This window comes from Achromobacter sp. JD417 (assembly GCF_041879325.1).
GTDB lineage: Bacteria > Pseudomonadota > Gammaproteobacteria > Burkholderiales > Burkholderiaceae_B > Achromobacter > Achromobacter mucicolens.
This window is the reverse complement of sequence record NZ_CP087159.1, coordinates 6,208,118-6,225,150: the sequence shown is the minus strand read 5'-3', so window position 1 is coordinate 6,225,150 and position 17,033 is coordinate 6,208,118. Positions and strand designations below refer to the sequence as shown.

The 17,033-nt window shown below is 63.8% G+C and carries 16 protein-coding genes; 6 read left to right on the top strand and 10 right to left on the bottom strand.

Translation table 11 applies throughout. The features are described from left to right. The first annotated feature begins 390 nt into the window (after nucleotides 1-390). From rpmH to LN047_RS28645, 5 genes are all read left to right on the top strand, one after another. Complete coding sequence (gene rpmH / locus LN047_RS28665; RefSeq protein ID WP_006228069.1) at nucleotides 391-525, top strand: 50S ribosomal protein L34; 135 nt, start codon at nucleotides 391-393, stop codon at nucleotides 523-525. A gap of 107 nt (nucleotides 526-632) precedes the next feature. Then, nucleotides 633-1,004, top strand: a complete 372-nt coding sequence (locus LN047_RS28660) for a ribonuclease P protein component (protein WP_056327643.1) — start codon at nucleotides 633-635, stop codon at nucleotides 1,002-1,004. Beyond that, nucleotides 1,001-1,273, top strand: coding sequence for a membrane protein insertion efficiency factor YidD (yidD, locus tag LN047_RS28655; protein ID WP_056327642.1), 273 nt, complete (start codon nucleotides 1,001-1,003; stop codon nucleotides 1,271-1,273). Before LN047_RS28660 ends, yidD begins: the two co-directional genes overlap by 4 nt. A 48-nt stretch (nucleotides 1,274-1,321) precedes the next feature. Beyond that, nucleotides 1,322-2,998: a membrane protein insertase YidC gene (gene yidC / locus LN047_RS28650; protein ID WP_062839302.1), complete on the top strand. Its 1,677-nt coding sequence runs from the start codon at nucleotides 1,322-1,324 to the stop codon at nucleotides 2,996-2,998. 283 nt (nucleotides 2,999-3,281) lie between these two features. Beyond that, nucleotides 3,282-4,727 carry a catalase gene (locus LN047_RS28645; RefSeq protein WP_056327640.1) on the top strand — a complete coding sequence of 482 codons (1,446 nt, stop codon included), beginning with the start codon at nucleotides 3,282-3,284 and terminating at the stop codon, nucleotides 4,725-4,727. An 82-nt stretch (nucleotides 4,728-4,809) separates the two neighbouring features. Here LN047_RS28645 and LN047_RS28640 read toward each other — a convergent pair whose 3' ends face one another. The 10 genes from LN047_RS28640 to LN047_RS28595 all read right to left on the bottom strand — a co-directional run bounded on the left by LN047_RS28640 (nucleotide 4,810) and on the right by LN047_RS28595 (nucleotide 15,552). Further along, nucleotides 4,810-5,688, bottom strand: a complete 879-nt coding sequence (locus LN047_RS28640; RefSeq protein ID WP_373980854.1) for an ABC transporter permease — start codon at nucleotides 5,686-5,688, stop codon at nucleotides 4,810-4,812. 11 nt (nucleotides 5,689-5,699) lie between these two features. Then, a complete protein-coding gene (locus LN047_RS28635; protein WP_373980853.1) occupies nucleotides 5,700-6,530 on the bottom strand; it encodes an ABC transporter ATP-binding protein in 831 nt (276 codons plus the stop codon). Nucleotide 6,531: 1 nt separating this feature from the next. Further along, complete coding sequence (locus tag LN047_RS28630) at nucleotides 6,532-7,575, bottom strand: ABC transporter substrate-binding protein (protein WP_226847628.1); 1,044 nt, start codon at nucleotides 7,573-7,575, stop codon at nucleotides 6,532-6,534. A gap of 43 nt (nucleotides 7,576-7,618) precedes the next feature. Further along, nucleotides 7,619-8,527 (bottom strand): TauD/TfdA family dioxygenase, encoded by a 909-nt coding sequence (locus tag LN047_RS28625; protein WP_056327636.1) that lies wholly within the window; start codon nucleotides 8,525-8,527, stop codon nucleotides 7,619-7,621. A gap of 178 nt (nucleotides 8,528-8,705) precedes the next feature. After that, nucleotides 8,706-9,905, bottom strand: a complete 1,200-nt coding sequence (locus LN047_RS28620; protein WP_253854245.1) for a M20 aminoacylase family protein — start codon at nucleotides 9,903-9,905, stop codon at nucleotides 8,706-8,708. A gap of 111 nt (nucleotides 9,906-10,016) precedes the next feature. Then, on the bottom strand, nucleotides 10,017-11,033 hold the full coding sequence (locus tag LN047_RS28615) for an ABC transporter ATP-binding protein (protein ID WP_373980852.1): 1,017 nt from the start codon (nucleotides 11,031-11,033) through the stop codon (nucleotides 10,017-10,019). After that, on the bottom strand, nucleotides 11,030-12,040 hold the full coding sequence (locus LN047_RS28610; protein WP_373980851.1) for an ABC transporter ATP-binding protein: 1,011 nt from the start codon (nucleotides 12,038-12,040) through the stop codon (nucleotides 11,030-11,032). The genes LN047_RS28615 and LN047_RS28610 overlap by 4 nt, the downstream gene beginning before the upstream one ends. An 11-nt stretch (nucleotides 12,041-12,051) precedes the next feature. Next, on the bottom strand, nucleotides 12,052-12,972 hold the full coding sequence (locus LN047_RS28605; protein ID WP_373982194.1) for an ABC transporter permease: 921 nt from the start codon (nucleotides 12,970-12,972) through the stop codon (nucleotides 12,052-12,054). Further along, complete coding sequence (locus LN047_RS28600) at nucleotides 12,972-13,946, bottom strand: ABC transporter permease (RefSeq protein WP_373980850.1); 975 nt, start codon at nucleotides 13,944-13,946, stop codon at nucleotides 12,972-12,974. The genes LN047_RS28605 and LN047_RS28600 overlap by 1 nt, the downstream gene beginning before the upstream one ends. A 19-nt stretch (nucleotides 13,947-13,965) precedes the next feature. Beyond that, on the bottom strand, nucleotides 13,966-15,552 hold the full coding sequence (locus tag LN047_RS28595) for an ABC transporter substrate-binding protein (RefSeq protein ID WP_373980849.1): 1,587 nt from the start codon (nucleotides 15,550-15,552) through the stop codon (nucleotides 13,966-13,968). A 115-nt stretch (nucleotides 15,553-15,667) separates the two neighbouring features. On the opposite strand from LN047_RS28595, the gene mnmE reads away from it, so the two are divergent. Further along, the gene (gene mnmE, locus LN047_RS28590; RefSeq protein WP_056327776.1) at nucleotides 15,668-17,020 is read left to right on the top strand and encodes a tRNA uridine-5-carboxymethylaminomethyl(34) synthesis GTPase MnmE; all 1,353 of its coding nucleotides are present in this window, start codon (nucleotides 15,668-15,670) and stop codon (nucleotides 17,018-17,020) included. Nucleotides 17,021-17,033 lie beyond the last annotated feature (13 nt).

Sequence of the window (17,033 nt, the reverse complement as noted above, 5' to 3'; positions counted from 1 at the left end):
GTCGCTCTTATTCAAACCTCGATTCTACCTTGCCTGGGCTGGGGTTATCCACAGGGAGGGCCATAAGCGTCTACATGGCGCCCCCTTAACTGTTTGACAAGACAGGGAAAACTTGCTGAAATGGTGGGCTTTTCCGAATTCTGTCTGTCAGAAGGTTTCGCAGAAAGCTGGCCGGACACGCTCCTACAAGAGCAATTTGTCCGGTTTTTAGCTTTGCTGAATAGGTCGCCCGAGATGAAATTCTCGGTACAGAGCCCCGTCTTAGAGTCGTTTTTCGCACCGGTTGCGAAACCCGTTGCAAAAATGCTCCTAGATACCCGCTTCTGCTTAGCGCGACGTGGAACCCTCCGGGCAGGTCCCTTCTGACTTTGTTCTTTTTGTGGATCGTCCATGAAACGCACCTACCAACCTTCCGTTACCCGCCGCAAGCGCACCCATGGCTTTCGCGTGCGCATGAAAACCCGCGCTGGCCGCGCGATCCTGAGCGCCCGTCGCGCCAAGGGCCGCAAGCGTCTGGCCGTCTAAGTCCAGTTTTCCGGTTTTCCGGAATCTGACTTTCGCACGGACCGACCATATTGCAAGACCTCTCGCAATCCTGTCCCGGTTCCGCGCAACCGCCTGACCCGCAGTCCATGCCGCGCTCCACGCTTCCTCCGGAGGCGCGGCTGCATCGCCCCTCCGAGTTTGCCGCCGCCCTCAAAGGCCGGCGTCTTGCCCGAGGGGCATTCTTCATTGTGAGCGCGGCTCCCAATGATCTGCCTCCCGGCCAGGACGCCTGTGCTCGCCTGGGGCTCGTCATCGCCAAGCGGTTTGCCGCCCACGCCACCACGCGCAACGCCTTGAAGCGGGTCATCCGCGAAGCGTTCCGCCATCGGCGCCTGGCGCTGCCGGCGAAAGATTACGTCGTGCGCCTGCACAGCAAGGTCGCTCCCGCCACGCTCACGGCGCTGAAACGCGCCGCCAGAGCCGAAGTGGACGCTCACTTTGAGCGCATCGCGCGATGATCAAGGCTCTACTCATTGCCCCGATCCGGTTCTACAGGTTTTTCCTGAGTCCCTGGATTGGCAGGCAGTGCCGTTTTACTCCGACCTGCTCGGCGTACGCGATCGAAGCGATCGAGCGCCACGGTGCATGGCGCGGCTTCTGGATGGCGGTCCGGCGCATAGGCCGGTGCCATCCCTGGTCACCCGGCGGACTGGATCCGGTTCCGCCGGCCAAGGGAACCAACGACGCCCGGTGCTGCTCCCACAGCCACCGCATCGAGCACGATTGACGCTAAACTGGCGGGCTTTGCTGGCCCGTATTCACTTCAGTAGGCACCATGGATATCCGACGAACCGTCCTCTGGATGATTTTTTCCTTTTCGCTGTTGCTCCTTTGGAACAACTGGCAAATCCATAACGGCAAGCCGTCGCTGTTCGGGGCCCCGCCCGCGGCCAGCACGACCGAATCTCCGGCTGCCGCCAACAATGCGACGCCGTCCGTGCCCAGCGCGCCGACCGCGACCGCCGCACCGGCCTCCACGGTGCCTGGCGCCGCTACTCCCGTCCCCACGCGTTCCGAAGAAGTCGTCATCACCACCGACGTGCTGCGCCTGACCTTCGACACGATGGGCGCCCAGCTGGTGCGCGCCGAGCTGCTGAAGTATCCGGCCACCGGCCAGCCCGACAAGCCCACCGTGCTTCTGGACCGCTCGGCGGGCCTGAACTACGTGGTGCAGACCGGCGTGGTCGGCGCACCCAGCGGGCAGAGCTTCCCCACGCACCAGACGCCGTTCCGCCTGGTATCGCAAGAACGCGAACTGACCGGCGACAACCTGGTCGTCACGTTCGAAGGCGAATCCGGCGGCGTGAAGGTCACCAAGACGTTCACCCTGCATCGCGGCCGCTACGACATCGACGTGCGCCATGACCTGGCCAACGTCGGCGCCGCCCCCGTGGCCCCGTCCCTGTATCTGCAGATCGAGCGCGACGGCAACGATCCGGCCGACACGTCCAGCTTCTATCACACGTTCACGGGCTTTGCCGTCTACTCGGAACAGGACAAGTTCCAGAAGAGCACGTTCAGCGACATCCAGAAGAAGAAGGCCAGCTACATCAAGCAGGCGGACAACGGCTGGATCGCCGTGGTCCAGCACTACTTCGCCACGGCCTGGGTGCCCCCGCAAGGCAAGCCGCGCACGAACGAACTGCTCGAAGTCCAGCCGAACCTGTACGCCGGCCGCAGCATCGAAGCCGTCGGCGAGATCGCCCCGGGCGCTGCCGCACGTGTCGACTCGCACCTGTGGGTCGGTCCGCAAGACCAGAAGGCCATGGCCGCGCTGGCCCCGGGCCTGGAACTGGTCGTCGACTACGGCTGGCTGACCATCATCGCCAAGCCGCTCTTCACGCTGATGACCTGGCTGCATTCCATCCTGGGCAACTGGGGCTGGACGATCGTCGCGCTGACCGTGCTGATCAAGGCCGTGTTCTACCCCCTGGCCGCCGCCAGCTACCGCTCGATGGCCCGCATGAAGCAGGTGGCTCCGCGCCTGCAGGCCCTGAAGGAAAAGTACGGCGACGACAAGCAGAAGCTCAATGCGGCCATGATGGAGATGTACCGCACCGAGAAGATCAACCCGCTGGGCGGCTGCTTGCCGATGGTGGTTCAGATTCCGGTGTTCATCTCGCTGTACTGGGTGCTGCTGGCCAGCGTGGAAATGCGTGGCGCGCCGTGGATCCTGTGGGTGCACGACCTGTCCGTCCGCGATCCGTTCTTCATTCTGCCCGCCATCATGATGGCGACCATGTTCCTGCAGATCAAACTGAACCCGACGCCGCCGGATCCCATCCAGGCCAAGGTCATGATGATCATGCCGCTGGTGTTCGGCGGGATGATGTTCTTCTTCCCGGCCGGCCTGGTGCTGTATTGGTGCGTCAACAACATCTTGTCGATCGCGCAGCAGTGGTCCATCACCCGCGCCATCCAGAAGAAATCGGAAGTGGCGGCCAATCGCTGATCGCCCTTCAGAAACAAGAAACCGGCCTTTCGAGGCCGGTTTTTTTTCGCCCGTTGCGATTGAAACGCGGAAGGCACATTCAGCACTTTCCATGCCCATGAGGCCTATACATAGGTATTACTTATCGGCAAAGCAGGATCAATCAACTTCACATAGCCAACCATGGCACCTATGATGGCTCTGAATTTGCCCTCCGGCGTCCTGTGCGCCGGAGTTTTTGCTGCAACGCGCGCGGCCCGCAAGGCGGATCCGCGACATCCAGGAATGACTTAGGGAGTGTGCCATGACCGACAAGAAGCCTTTGACCACCGCCTCGGGCGCCCCAGTGCCGGACAACAACAACACCTTGACCGCCGGCCCCCGCGGTCCAGCCCTGCTGGAAGATTTCTGGCTCATTGAAAAACTTGCCCACTTCGACCGCGAACGCATCCCCGAGCGCGTCGTCCATGCCAAGGGCTCCGGCGCCTACGGCACCTTTACCGTCACCCACGACATCAGCCGCTACACCCGCGCCAAGATCTTTTCCCAGGTCGGCAAGCAGACCCCGCTGTTTCTGCGCTTTTCGACGGTCGCCGGCGAACGCGGCGCCGCCGACGCCGAACGCGACGTGCGCGGATTTGCGATCAAGTTCTACACCGAGGAAGGCAACTGGGACCTGGTGGGCAACAACACGCCGGTCTTCTTCATCCGCGACCCCCTGAAGTTCCCCGACTTTATCCACACCCAGAAGCGCGATCCGAAGACCAACCTGCGCAACGCCACGGCCGCCTGGGACTTCTGGTCGCTCAACCCCGAATCGCTGCATCAGGTCACCACGCTGATGAGCGATCGCGGCATCCCCGCCAACCTGCGCCAACAGCACGGATTCGGCTCGCACACGTTCAGCTTCATCAACGCCAACAACGAGCGCTTCTACGTGAAGTTCCACTTCAAGTCGCAGCAGGGCATCGCCTGTCTGACGGACGAAGAAGCCGCGCAGGTCGTCGCCCATGACCGCGAAAGCTCGCAGCGCGACCTGTTCCAGAACATCGAAGAGGGCAACTTCCCGAAGTGGACGCTGAAGGTGCAGATCATGCCCGAGGCCGAAGCGGCGACGTATCACATCAACCCCTTCGACCTGACCAAGGTCTGGCCGCATGGCGACTATCCGCTGATCGAAGTCGGTGTGCTGGAACTGAACCGCAACCCCGAAAACTACTTCGCCGAGGTCGAGCAGGCCGCGTTCACGCCGGCCAACGTGGTGCCGGGCATCGGCTTCTCGCCGGACAAGATGCTGCAGGGCCGCCTGTTCTCGTATGGCGACACGCACCGCTATCGCCTGGGCATCAACCATCACCAGATCCCGGTGAACGCGCCCAAGTGCCCGTTCCACAGCTTCCATCGCGACGGCGCGGGCCGCGTGGACGGCAACGCCGGGGCCACCATCAACTACGAGCCCAACAGCGCGGGCGAGTGGAAGGAAACCCCGTCTGCCGCCGAACCGCCGCTGGCGCTGGACGGCCAGGCCGCGGCCCGCTGGAACCATCGCGTCGACGACGACTACTACTCGCAGCCGGGCGCGTTGTTCCGCCTGATGACGCCGGCGCAGCAGGAGCAGCTCTTTGGCAACATCGGCCGCCACATGGCGGGCGTGCCCGAAGTCATCCAGCGCCGCCAGCTGGATCACTTCAAAAAGGCCGACCCGGCCTATGCCGAAGGCGTGGCCAAGGCGCTGGGGCTGAAGCTGTAAACGTTACGCGCCAACCATGAAAAAAAGGGGCGGCATCATGGCCGCCCCCTTTTTCATTCTGATCGCTCGATCACTGCAACAATCACCGCTGCATCCCCCAACGCCGAACCGTCAGCCGTTCCAGCGTATCGAACGCCAGGTTTTCCACAAGCAGCCCAATGATGACCACCGCGGCCAGGCCTGCGAACACCCGGTCTGTGTATAACTCGTTGCGGTTCTGAAAGATGTACCAGCCCAATCCACCCTTGCCGCTGGATGCGCCAAACACCAGTTCGGCCGCGATCAGCGTGCGCCAGGCAAACGCCCAGCCGATCTTCAGTCCGGCCAGAATGGCGGGCAGGGCGGCCGGCACCAGAATCTGCAGCACATAGCGCAACCCGGTCAGCCCGTAATTGCGGCCCGCCATCCGCAGGGTGTCAGACACCCCCAGAAAGCCCGCATACATGTTCAGCGCCAGCGCCCACAGCACCGAGTGGATCAGCACGAACACCAGGCTGCCTTCGCCCAACCCAAACCACAGCAACGCCAGCGGCAGCAGGGCGATCGCCGGCAGGGGATTGAACATCGCGGTCAGCGTGGACAGCAGATCGCGTCCGAACCGCGTGGACACCGCCAGCGTCGTCAACACAAAGGCCAGCACGACCCCCGCCAGGTAGCCCTGCACCAGCACGCGCATCGACTGACCGGCGCGCGCCAACAGCTCACCGCTGGTCACGCCCTCGACAAAGGCCTGGGCAGTCTGCCAGGCGCCGGGCAACAGCAGGTCGTTGTCGGTATAGCGCGCCGCCAGTTCCCACACCACCGCCAACAGGGCAAGGATCACGCCCTTGCGCAGGGCGGCATGCTGCCACAGCCGTTCGTGCCAGGGCAGCGGCGTCTCGGCGGCCTGCGGGGGCAGGGGCGGCAGGTCGTATTCCACCTCGGGGCGGATGAACCCCGATCCGGCATGGCCGATGCTCATGCGCGCTCCTTTCATGCAGCCGCACGCTCGGCCTGAGCCAGCGGCGGGGTATCGAACAACAGGTCGTGAATGCGGCGCGACGCCGATTGAAAAGCGGCCGATCCCTGGCTGTGCAGGTCAAAGGCATGCGCGTTCAGTTCGGCGCGCACGCGGCCCGGATGCGGGGAGAGCAACAGAATGCGGCTGCCCAGCACCAGCGCCTCTTCGATGGAATGGGTGACAAACAGCAGCGTGAATCGCACGTCGTCCCACAGCGCCATCAGTTCTTCCTGCATGCGCCGCCGCGTCAGCGCATCCAGCGCGGCAAACGGCTCATCCATCAGCAGCACGCGCGGCTGCATGGCCAGCGCACGCGCAATGGCCACGCGCTGCTTCATGCCGCCGGAAAGCGTATGCGGATAAGCATCCGCAAACGCCGCCAGCCCGACCTTGTCCAGGTAATGCATCGCCCGTTCGTCGGCCTCGCGCCGATTGAGCTTTCGCGACGCCACCAGCGGAAACGCCACGTTCTGGCGCAACGTCTTCCACGGCGGCAGCTGGTCGAATTCCTGGAACACCACGATGCGGTCCGGGTCCGGCCCTTGGACCGTCTTGCCGTCGATCGCGATCCGTCCCTCGGTCGGTTCGATGAATCCGGCAACCGCCTTGAGCAGCGTTGATTTCCCGCAGCCGGACGGCCCCAAGAGGATGAATCGTTCGGCGCCATGCACGTCGAAGCTAACCTGATGGGTCGCCCGCACCCGCCGTTCACGCGTCTTATATTCGATAGACACCTTATCCACAGCCAGCAAAGGCGCCGGCCGTTCAACGTTATCCACAGGGGTGGCGCGGCTCACTGCCATGTCAGCTTCCCTGCGCCGTGACGGGATCGTCGAAGAAGTAGTCGCGCCAGCTTGCCGGCGCATGCTTGATCGCGCCGACCTTGTGCATGAACTGCGCCAGCGCGTAGGTGTTCTGCGGCGCCAGCTTGAACTGCACGTCGGGATTCTTGATGACCTTGATAAGGAAGTCGCGATCCTGCTTGGCGCCCGTGACCCGCAGATAGATGTCCGCCGCCTGTTCCGGATGGGCCGCCGCAAAACTGGCCGCCTCTTTCAATGCTTCCTGGAAGGCCTTGTAGGTCTTGGGATTCTCGCGGCGGAATTTCTCGGTGGCAAAGAGCACGGTGGACGAACTGGGCCCGCCCAGCACGTCGTACGAATTGAGCACGATGCGCGCCTTCGGGTTTTCGGCCAGTTCCTGCTCCTGGAAGGGCGGGTTGCCGAAATGGCCCGTGATTTCCGTGCCGCCGGCGATGATGGCCGCCGCCGCGTCAGGGTGCGGCAGCGCCACCGAGATCTTGTCCAGCTTGTTGTACTGCGCATCGCCCCACAGCTTGGCCGATGCCAGTTGCAGCACACGCGATTGCACCGACACCCCCACCGCGGGCACGGCGATGCGATCCTTGTCCGTGAAGTCGGCAATCGTCTTCACGTTCGGATTGTTGGTCACCAGGTAGTACGGGAAGTTGCCCAGCGACGCCACGCCCTTCACGTTCTGCTTGCCGTGCGTGCGATCCCAGATCGTCAGCAGCGGTCCCACACCCGCCCCCGCGATATCCACAGCCCCGGACAGCAGCGCATCGTTCACGGCCGCGCCGCCGGACAGCTTGGCCCATTCGACCGAGATATCCACACCTTCGGCCTTGCCGTGCTTTTCGATCAGCTGCTGGTCCCGTGCGACGTTCAGCAACAGATAGACGATGCCGTATTGCTCGGCAATCCGGATGCGTCCTTCGGCCTGGGCGGGCGTGGGCGAAGCCAGCGCCAGCACGGCGAGCATCAGCGCCAGGCCGGCGCCCGTGGCGGTCTGGACCAGTCGATCCCGGAGCGTGGAGGTCAAACGCATGGCGTTCCTTGTGGATAAGTGGGGTGAGGTCATGAGCGCGATGTCAGAAGGGCGCATCGCCTTCGATCGTCGTGCGGTAGAGCTTGCGGCGCAGGTGATCGGGCGTGCCGCCGGCCAGGTGGATCAGCGACCGGTTGTCCCAGAACACCAGGTCATGCGGCTGCCACTGGTGGCGATAGATATGCTCTGGCCGCACGCTGTGGATAAACAACTCGTTCAGCAGCGCGCGGCTTTCGTCGTCCGGCAGGCCCTCGATCCGGGTCGTGAAGCCTTCGCTCACAAACAGCGCGCGCCGGCCGTTCTCGGGGTGCGTGCGGACCACCGGATGCACCACCTCCTGCACCTGCGCAATCTGCGCGGCACTCAGATTTGGGCGCCAGTTGCCTTCCTTCTGCAGTTGGCCGTATTGCGCCAGATAGGAATGCACGCCGCGCTTGCCGTCGATGGCGTTCTTGAGCGCCTGCGGCAGCGTGTCGTAGGCCAGATGCATGTTCGCGAACAAGGTGTCTCCGCCCTCGGCAGGCAGTTCCTGCGCGTGCAGCAGCGAACCCAGGCTGGGCAGTTCCTTGTACGAGATATCCGAATGCCAATATTTGCCAGCGTCGCCCAGACCGATCGGCTTACCGTCTTCCACAATGTTCGAGACCGTCAGGATCTCCGGATGACCGGGCAGATGGAATTGGTGCAGCACGTGGATCATCAGGCGGCCGAAGCGGCGGCTGAAATCGATGTGCTGCTGCGGCGTGATGCGCTGGTCGCGAAACACCAGCAGGTGATGGTCCAGGTGCGCCTTGTGTACGCGGGCAAAATCGGCGGGCGCCAGTTCACGCGACAGGTCCAGGCCGATAACCTCCGCGCCCAGCGGACCGGGCAGGGGGCGCACGTCAAACGTTTGCGTGTCAGGTTGGGAGGCGGCGTGCGCTTCGCGCCGCAAGGCATTGCTCTGGGACATCGGTCGCTCCGGTTCGCCTTATCGGCATGGCAGGAACGACCGATTATGAAAACGCCGCCATCCATCTCAAACGAAGTTATCGGCGTTTGATCAAAGCTTTACGTCATATAGCAAAAAGCCGCGGGGGCGCCCCGCGGCTTCATGGCCAACCGCATATAAACAAATAGCGGATCGGTCGTTACCGGGCCGGCAAGAATGCTTCGACCAGCTTCACCCAGTACGTCGCGCCCACCGGCAGCAACGCGTCGTTGAAGTCGTAGTTAGGATTGTGAAGCTGGCACGGACCCATGCCGTGATAGGTTTCCATGCGGTGGTCGCCGTCGCCATTGCCCAGGAACAAATACGAGCCCGGCACGGATTCCAGGAAGAACGAAAAGTCTTCCGCCCCCATGAACGGCGGCATGTCGCGCAGCACGTTCTCCGCGCCAAAGGCGTCTTCCGCGACCTTCGCCGCAAAGGCGGTTTCGTTCTCCCAGTTCACCAGCGGCGGATACGCACGCACGAAATCCAGCTCGCCCGTGCCGCCGTACACCTGCGGCAAGGTGGTCGCGATGCGCCGCATGTCGGCTTCGATCTTGTCTAGCGTGTCCACCGAATACGTGCGCACCGTGCCGCGCAGCACGGCTTCGCCGGGAATCACGTTGTAGGCATCGCCTGCGTGGATCTGCGTGATCGACAGCACCGCCTGCTCCAGCGGATTCTTGCTGCGTGAAATGACCGTCTGCAGCGCATGAACCATGTCGGCGGCCACGATGATGGGGTCGACCGACGAATGCGGCTGCGCGGCGTGGCCGCCGACACCCTTGATGACGATGTCCCAGCGGTTGCTCGACGCCATCGTGGGGCCGGACCGGAACCCGAACTGATTCACCGGCATGCCGGGCATGTTGTGAATGCCGAAGACCGCATCGCAGGGAAACTTGTCGAACAGCCCGTCCTGCATCATGGCGCGCGCGCCGGCGTTGCCGCCTTCCTCGGCCGGCTGGAAGATGAACACCACGGTGCCGTCAAAATTGCGATGCGTCGACAGATACTGCGCGGCGCCCAGCAGCATCGTCGTGTGCCCATCGTGGCCGCAGCCATGCATGCGCCCGCTGATCGTGGACTTGTGGGCAAACCGGTTGTGCTCCGGCATCGGCAGCGCATCCATGTCGGCGCGCAGGCCGATGGTCTTGCCGCCGCTGCCGGCGCGCAGAATGCCCACCACCCCGGTTTTCCCCAGCCCAGTGTGGACTTCCAATCCCCAGCCGCGCAGACGCTCGGCCACCAGGTTGGAAGTGCGCGTTTCCTGAAACGCCAGTTCGGGATGGGCATGGATATCGCGCCGCAGCGCAGTCAGGTCCCCGTGTACGCGTTCGATTTCGGCAATGGTTTTCATGGCTGTGGATAAGCTGTCTGGGTGGATGGATGACGCATGCGCAAAAGGCTTGCTGGTGCGGGAATTCTCGCGCCGCCCCGCGCCCCGCGTCCAGCCCTTTTTCGGCGCAGGTCAGGCGCCATCGTTCAAATGGCAGGCGCTTAACTGCCCCGGCGCGACTTCCCGCAGGAGCGGGCGCTCCGCCTTGCAGCGCGGCATCGCATGAGGACATCTGGGATGAAACGCGCAACCGGAAGGCGGATCCAGCGGCGAGGGCAGTTCGCCGCGAATGGGTTGATACGCCCGTCGCCCGGGCGTCAGCGTGGGCAGCTCCTTGAGCAGCGCCTGCGTGTAAGGATGGTTGGCGCGCGCGAAGACCGTATCGGTATCGGCCAGTTCGACGATGCGTCCCAGATACATGATCGCCACGCGGTCCGAAATGTGGCTCACGACGCTGAGATTGTGGCTGATGAACAGATACGTCAGGTCCAGGTCCGCGCGCAGTTGCTCGAACAGGTTCAGCACCTGCGCCTGGATCGACACATCCAGCGCAGCCACGGCCTCGTCGCAGACGATCACCGAAGGCTTGAGCGCCAGCGCCCGTGCAATGCCGATGCGCTGGCGCTGGCCGCCCGAGAACTGATGGGGATAACGCTGTGCAAAGCTCGAATCCAGGCCAACCTGACGCATCAGCCCAGCCACGTACTCCAGCTTGTCGCGCGAGGCAATCAGGCCGTGCGCCGCAGGCGCTTCGCCGATGATGTCGCGCACCCGCATGCGCGGATTCAGGGACGCGTACGGATCCTGAAAGATCATCTGCACGCCCAGCTCATACGCGCGCCGCTCGGCGCCCTTCATGGCATGCACGGGCCTGCCCTGATAGTGCACCTGGCCCGCAGTGGGCGGCAGAATGCCAGACACGATGCGGCCCAATGTGGATTTTCCACAGCCCGATTCGCCAACGATGCCGATCACTTCGCCGGGTTTGACCGCCAGGTCGACGCCGGCCACGGCGTGCACCACCTGCGTCTTCAGGCCCGCACCCAGCAGGTTGGCGATGCGGCCGGCCAGATCCACGGGTTGCACGAAGCGTAGTTCGACTTCGTTCAGCGCGAGGATCGGCGTGGGGTTGATTGCAGCTTCGGTCATAACGTGTCCGGCGCTCCGGCATGCCAGCAGCGCACCCATTGCGCCGGGCGGACTTCGACGGGCGGCGGTTCGGCCAGACACGCGTCCGTCGCGCGCGGACAGCGCCCCCGGAATGCACAGCCCTGCGGCAGGTTCAAGAGCGACGGCGTCATGCCGGGAATCGGCAACAGCGGCTTGCCCCGCGACGCCGGCGTCGGAATCGACGCGATCAACCCATGCGTATACGGATGCATCGGATGGCTGATGACCGCCTCGGTGCTGCCCGTTTCCACGACACGGCCCGCATACATCACCGACACACGGTCGGCCAGGCCCGCCACCACGGCCAGGTCATGCGTGATCCAGATGAGGCCCGTGCCCGTTTCGCGGCAGAGCTTCTGCACTTCGAACAGAATCTGCCCTTGTATCGTGACGTCCAGCGCGGTCGTGGGCTCGTCCGCAATGATGAGGCGCGGCGAATTCAGAAGCGCAATGGCGATCGCCACCCGCTGGCGCATGCCGCCGGACAGCTGATGCGGATACGTGCGCAGGCGCTCTTCCGGAGAGGGAATGCCCACCATCGCCAGCGTCTGCAGCGCGCGCTTTCGCGCCGCTTCGCGCGAGACCTTGGCATGCGCCTGCACCGCCTCGATCATCTGCGTGTCCACCCGCAGCACCGGATTGAGCGTCATCATCGGATCCTGGAAGATCATCGCGATCTCCTGTCCCCGCAACTGACGCCATCGCGCAGGCGTGGCCGCGCGCAGGTCCTCGCCGTTCAGCCTAAGATCGCCGTCGACGATGCGCCCGGGCTCATCCAGCAGGCCCATCAACGAAAAGCCCGTGATGCTCTTGCCCGATCCGGACTCGCCCACCAGCCCGAGGATCTCTCCTTCGGCCAGCGTCAGGTCCACGCCATCCACGGCCTTGACCACGCCATTGCGCGTGAAGAAATGCGTCTTCAGGCCATGCACCTCGAGCACTGGGGCCGGGCCCGGCACGGATCGCTGCACCGCGTTCGTTTGCATCGCCTGTGTCCTCAATTCGCGTGCCGCGGGTTGAGCACATCGCGCAGGTGGTCGCCCACCAGGTTGATGGCGATGATGGCCAGCGCCAGCGCAATGCCGGGAAAGAAAGAAATCCAATACTGGCCGGAAAGCAGGTACTCGAAGCCGTTGTAGATCAGCATGCCCAGCGACGGCTCGGTGACCGGCACGCCCACGCCCAGGAACGACAACGTTGCCTCCAGCGCAATCGCGTGCGCCAGGTCGATCGTGGCGATCACGATGAGCGGCGGCATGCAGTTCGGCAGCACGTGCCGGAACAACACGCGCGACCACGACAGCGACATGCACCGCGCCGCCTCCACGTATTCCTTGCCGCGCTCGACCAGCGCCGCGCCACGCGCGGCCCGCGCAAAATACGCCCATTGCACGACGATGAGCGCGATGATCACCTTATCCACACCCTTGCCCAGAATGGCCAGCAGCATCAGCGCCACCAGGATCGCCGGGAACGACAACTGGATATCCACAACCCGCATCAGCAGGGCGTCGATGCGTCCGCCAAAGTACGCGGCAATCAGCCCGACCGTGGCGCCAATGCCGAAGGCGGCCAGCACCGACACGGTCGCCACCATCAGGCTCGTGCGCATGCCGTAAAGAATGGCGGAAAAAAGGTCGCGCGCTTGGCCGTCGGTGCCCAGCCAATGCCGCATCGAACCATCCCCGCTTTCGCTGCCCGGCTTGAGCTTCGAATCCATGATGTCCAGGCTGGCCAGATCATAGGGATTCTGCGGCGCGATCCACGGCGCCAGCAGCGCCGCTCCCACGATCACGACCAGCATCACCAGACCCAGCGTAGCCAGCTTGCTGGCAAAGAAGTCCGACACGAAGCGGCGCCAGGGCGACTGCTCTTTTGTCGGCGCCGGGGACGAGGCAGCGGTGGCGGGCGTATTCATCATCGGCGGCTATCCAGGCGTACGCGGGGGTCCAGCACCGTGTAGATGATGTCCACCACCAGATTCAACATGATCAGGAAGAAAACGATCAGCAGCAGATACGCCACCACCACCGGCCGATCCAGGTTGATGATGGAATCGATCAGCAGCTTGCCCATGCCTGGCCACGAAAACACGGTCTCCGTCACGACGGCAAATGCCATCACCTGACCGAATTCCAGGCCGGCCACCGTCACCACGGGAATCAGGATGTTCTTGAGCAGATGCACGCCCAGGACGCGCTTTTCAGGCAGGCCCTTGGCGCGCGCGAACTTGATGTAGTCCATGGGCAGCGCCTCGCGCGTGGCGGCCCGCGTCACGCGGATGATCATCGCGCACTTGGCAAACGCAATGGTCGCGGCGGGCAGGGCCAGGCTCAGCCAGCCGTCCAGCGTCAGCACGCTCAGTTGCAGCGAGCCGATGCTGACGGTGTCGCCGCGGCCGCCGGCCGGCACCCAGCCCAGCATCACCGCAAACACCATGATGAGCATCAGGCCCACCCAGAAATTGGGCAGCGAAAATCCCAGCACGGAGCCCGTCATGATCGCGCGCGAGCCCACCGCCGCGGGTTTCAGGCCCGCCAGGATGCCGAGCGGCACGCCGATCAGCACCGACAGCAGCATCGCCACACAGGCCAGCTCGACGGTCGCCGGCATGCGCTCCAGGATCAGGTGCATGGCCGGTTCGCCGGTCAGGAAACTGTTCCCGAAATCGCCGCGCACGGCCTGGCTCATGAAGATCAGGTACTGCCGCCACAAGGGCTGGTCCAACCCCAGCGATGCACTGATCGCGGCGCGCTGCGCCTCGGTCGCTTCCGGACTGGCCAGCATCGAGACCGGATCGCCGACCATGTAAATGCCGGCAAAGACCAACGCCGACATGACAAGCATGACGACGATGGTCTGCAGCAGCCTTCTGACAATGGTTGCAAGCACGAGATATCGCCCGGCGCGCTTACTTCTTCAGCGTAGCGTTCTGCGCCAAGGTGACCTGGTCCGGACGGCCTTGATAGCGGATGTCGTTCTTCATCGCCCAGACCGACAGCTCGAAATGCACGGGCAGCATCGCGAAATCATCCATGGCGATACTGCTTGCCGTGGACAGCAGCTCCGCGCGCTTGGCGTCATCCATCGTGGACGAAGCCTGCTTCACCAGTTCGTCCATCTTGGGGTTGGAGTAGCGGCTGCGGTTCGTCGTGCCCTGGCCCGCTTCCGGGTTGCGCGTCATCAGCAGCGACGTCAGCGCGTTCGACATTTCACCGCTGGTCACCGACCAGCCCGCCAAGTAAGCCGAGAACGAGTAGCTGTCGCGGTTCTTGAAGAACACCGGGGGCGCCATCGCATCCACGCTGGTCTTCACGCCGATGCGCGTCCACATCGATGCAATGGCCTGCGCCACCTTCGAATCGTTGACATAGCGGCCGGACGGCGAACCCAGCGTGATCGAAAACCCGTTGGGATAACCCGCTTCCTTGAGCAGCGCCTTGGCCTTTTCGACATCGGCCTTGGGGGCCTTCGAATGTTCCTTGCTGGCGCCGAACATCGGATACGGCAGCAGGTTGCCCGCGGGCAGGGCGACGCCGCCCATCACGCGTTCGACCAGCGCATCGCGATTGATCGCCAGCGACAAGGCCTCGCGCACGCGCTTGTCCTTCATCGGATTCTTGTCGGTGCCCTGCACGCCGGGCGAGGGCTCCGCGTACTGGTCCAGCGCCACGTACACCACGCGCACCGACGGCGTTTCCTCGACAAAGAGCTTCTTGTCGGACTTGAGCTTGGGCAGGTCGTCGGTGGGAGGATCTTCGATCATGTCCACGTCGCCCGCCAGCAGCGCGGCCACGCGCGCCGCCGCATTGCTGATCGGACGATAGACCACGCGATCCCATTCGGGTTTCTTGCCCCAATAGTTGTCGTTGCGGGCCAGCACAAATTCCGCGCCGCGCTTCCAGGACACGAACTTGTAGGGTCCGGTCCCGATCAGCCCGTCGCCGCTGTTCAATTCGGTCGTGGTCTTGCCTTCCGCGGCGGGACCCGACGCGGCTTTTTTCGACATGATGGGCAGCTGCGCCAGATTGACCAGCAAATTGGGCGCCACTTCCTTGGTGGTGATGCGGATCGTCATCGGATCGACCGCTTCGGTCTTGGCGACAGACCCCAGATACAGTGTGAACGGCGAGGGGCTGTTGGGCACCTTCGGCACCCGGTCGTACGTGAAGACGACGTCCTCGGCGGTGAACGGCGTGCCATCGGAGAACTTCACGTTCGGGCGCAGCTTGAAGGTCCAGACCTTGCCATCGACCGTCCAGGATTCCGCCAGCGACGGCTGGGGCTTGAGCTGCGCGTCGGTGGCGACAAGCGTATCGAAAATGGTTTGGGAGATCTGCGTGTTCGGCGTCAACGCGTGGTATTGCGGATCCATCGAAGACGGCTCGGTCTTCAGTCCTATCACCAGATCGCGGGCCATGGCCGCACTGAATGTGCCACAGGCCATCACCACCGCGGCTGCGCCGCAGGCCAAGACACGCGAAAACCGAGACGCCATCGTGATCTCCCAGAGTTGTTTCGGGTTTTGAACCTCGGGGCCACAGTAACCAGCAAACAACGCGCCGCGCAACAGTTATATTCCCCTATTGTTTCGCCTTGTCATCTGCCCCGATATGTCCGCTTACGCCCCCATTGCCGCCATTGCCACCGCTCCCGGAAGAGGCGGCATCGGCGTCGTGCGCATTTCTGGTGCGGACCTGTCCGAATTGGTGCGGCGCCTGTTTCAGCGCGATCTCACGCCCCGCCATGCGCACTATCTTCCCTTCAAGACCGTCGAAGGCGAATTGCTGGACGAAGGCATCGCCATCTACTTTCGCGCGCCGCATTCCTACACCGGCGAAGACGTGCTGGAACTGCAGGGCCACGGCGGTCCGGCCGTGCTGCGCCGCGTGCTGGACAGCTGCCTTGCCGCCGGCCGCGACCTGGGCGTGCGACTGGCCGAACCCGGCGAATTCACACGCCGCGCCTTCCTGAACGACCGCATGGATCTGGCGCAGGCCGAAGCGGTGGCCGACCTGATCGAAGCCTCGTCGGTCGCGGCCGCGCGCGGCGCCATGGCGTCGCTGTCTGGCGAATTCTCGGCGCGCGTCAACGACCTGTCCGATCGCATCATTCACCTGCGCATGCTGGTCGAGGCAACGCTGGATTTTCCCGAAGAAGAGATCGACTTCCTGGAAAAGTATCAGGCGCGTCCCACCCTGGACGCGTTGGCCGGCGACCTGTCCGCGCTGATCGCGCAGGCGCGCCAGGGCGTCATCCTGCGAGAGGGCCTGCATGTGGTGTTGGCCGGCCAGCCCAACGTGGGCAAGTCCAGCCTGCTCAACGCGCTGGCGGGCGACGACATCGCCATCGTCACCCCCATTGCCGGCACCACGCGCGACAAAGTGGTGCAGGAAATCCATATTGATGGCGTGCCGCTGCATATTGTCGACACGGCAGGCCTGCGCGAAACCGAAGACACCGTCGAAAGCATCGGCATCGCGCGCACCTGGCAGGAGATCGAACGCGCGGACGTCATCCTCCATTTGCAGGATGCCACCCAGCCGGGCGACGAACTCGACGCGCAGATCACCGCGCGCCTGCCCGCCCGCACGCCGGTGCTGAAGGTATTCAACAAGGTCGACCTGCTGCCCGAGCCTTTCGTCCCCGGTCCCGGCGAACTGGGCATCTCGGCCAAACGCGGCGCGGGGCTGGACGCGCTTCGCGCCGAACTGCTGCAAATCGCGGGATGGAACCCGGGCGCCGAGTCGCCTTGGCTCGCGCGCGAACGGCATCTGCATGCATTGCAGGAGGCTGCCGAACACCTGGAACTGGCCGCCGCGCATGCCAGTCAGGATGACCGGGTGCTGGACCTGTTTGCCGAGGAACTGCGGCTGGCGCACGATAGTTTGTCCAGCATTACCGGCAAGTTCACCAGCGATGACCTGCTGGGAGAGATTTTTTCCAGTTTTTGCATCGGGAAGTAGTCAGGATCTTTAC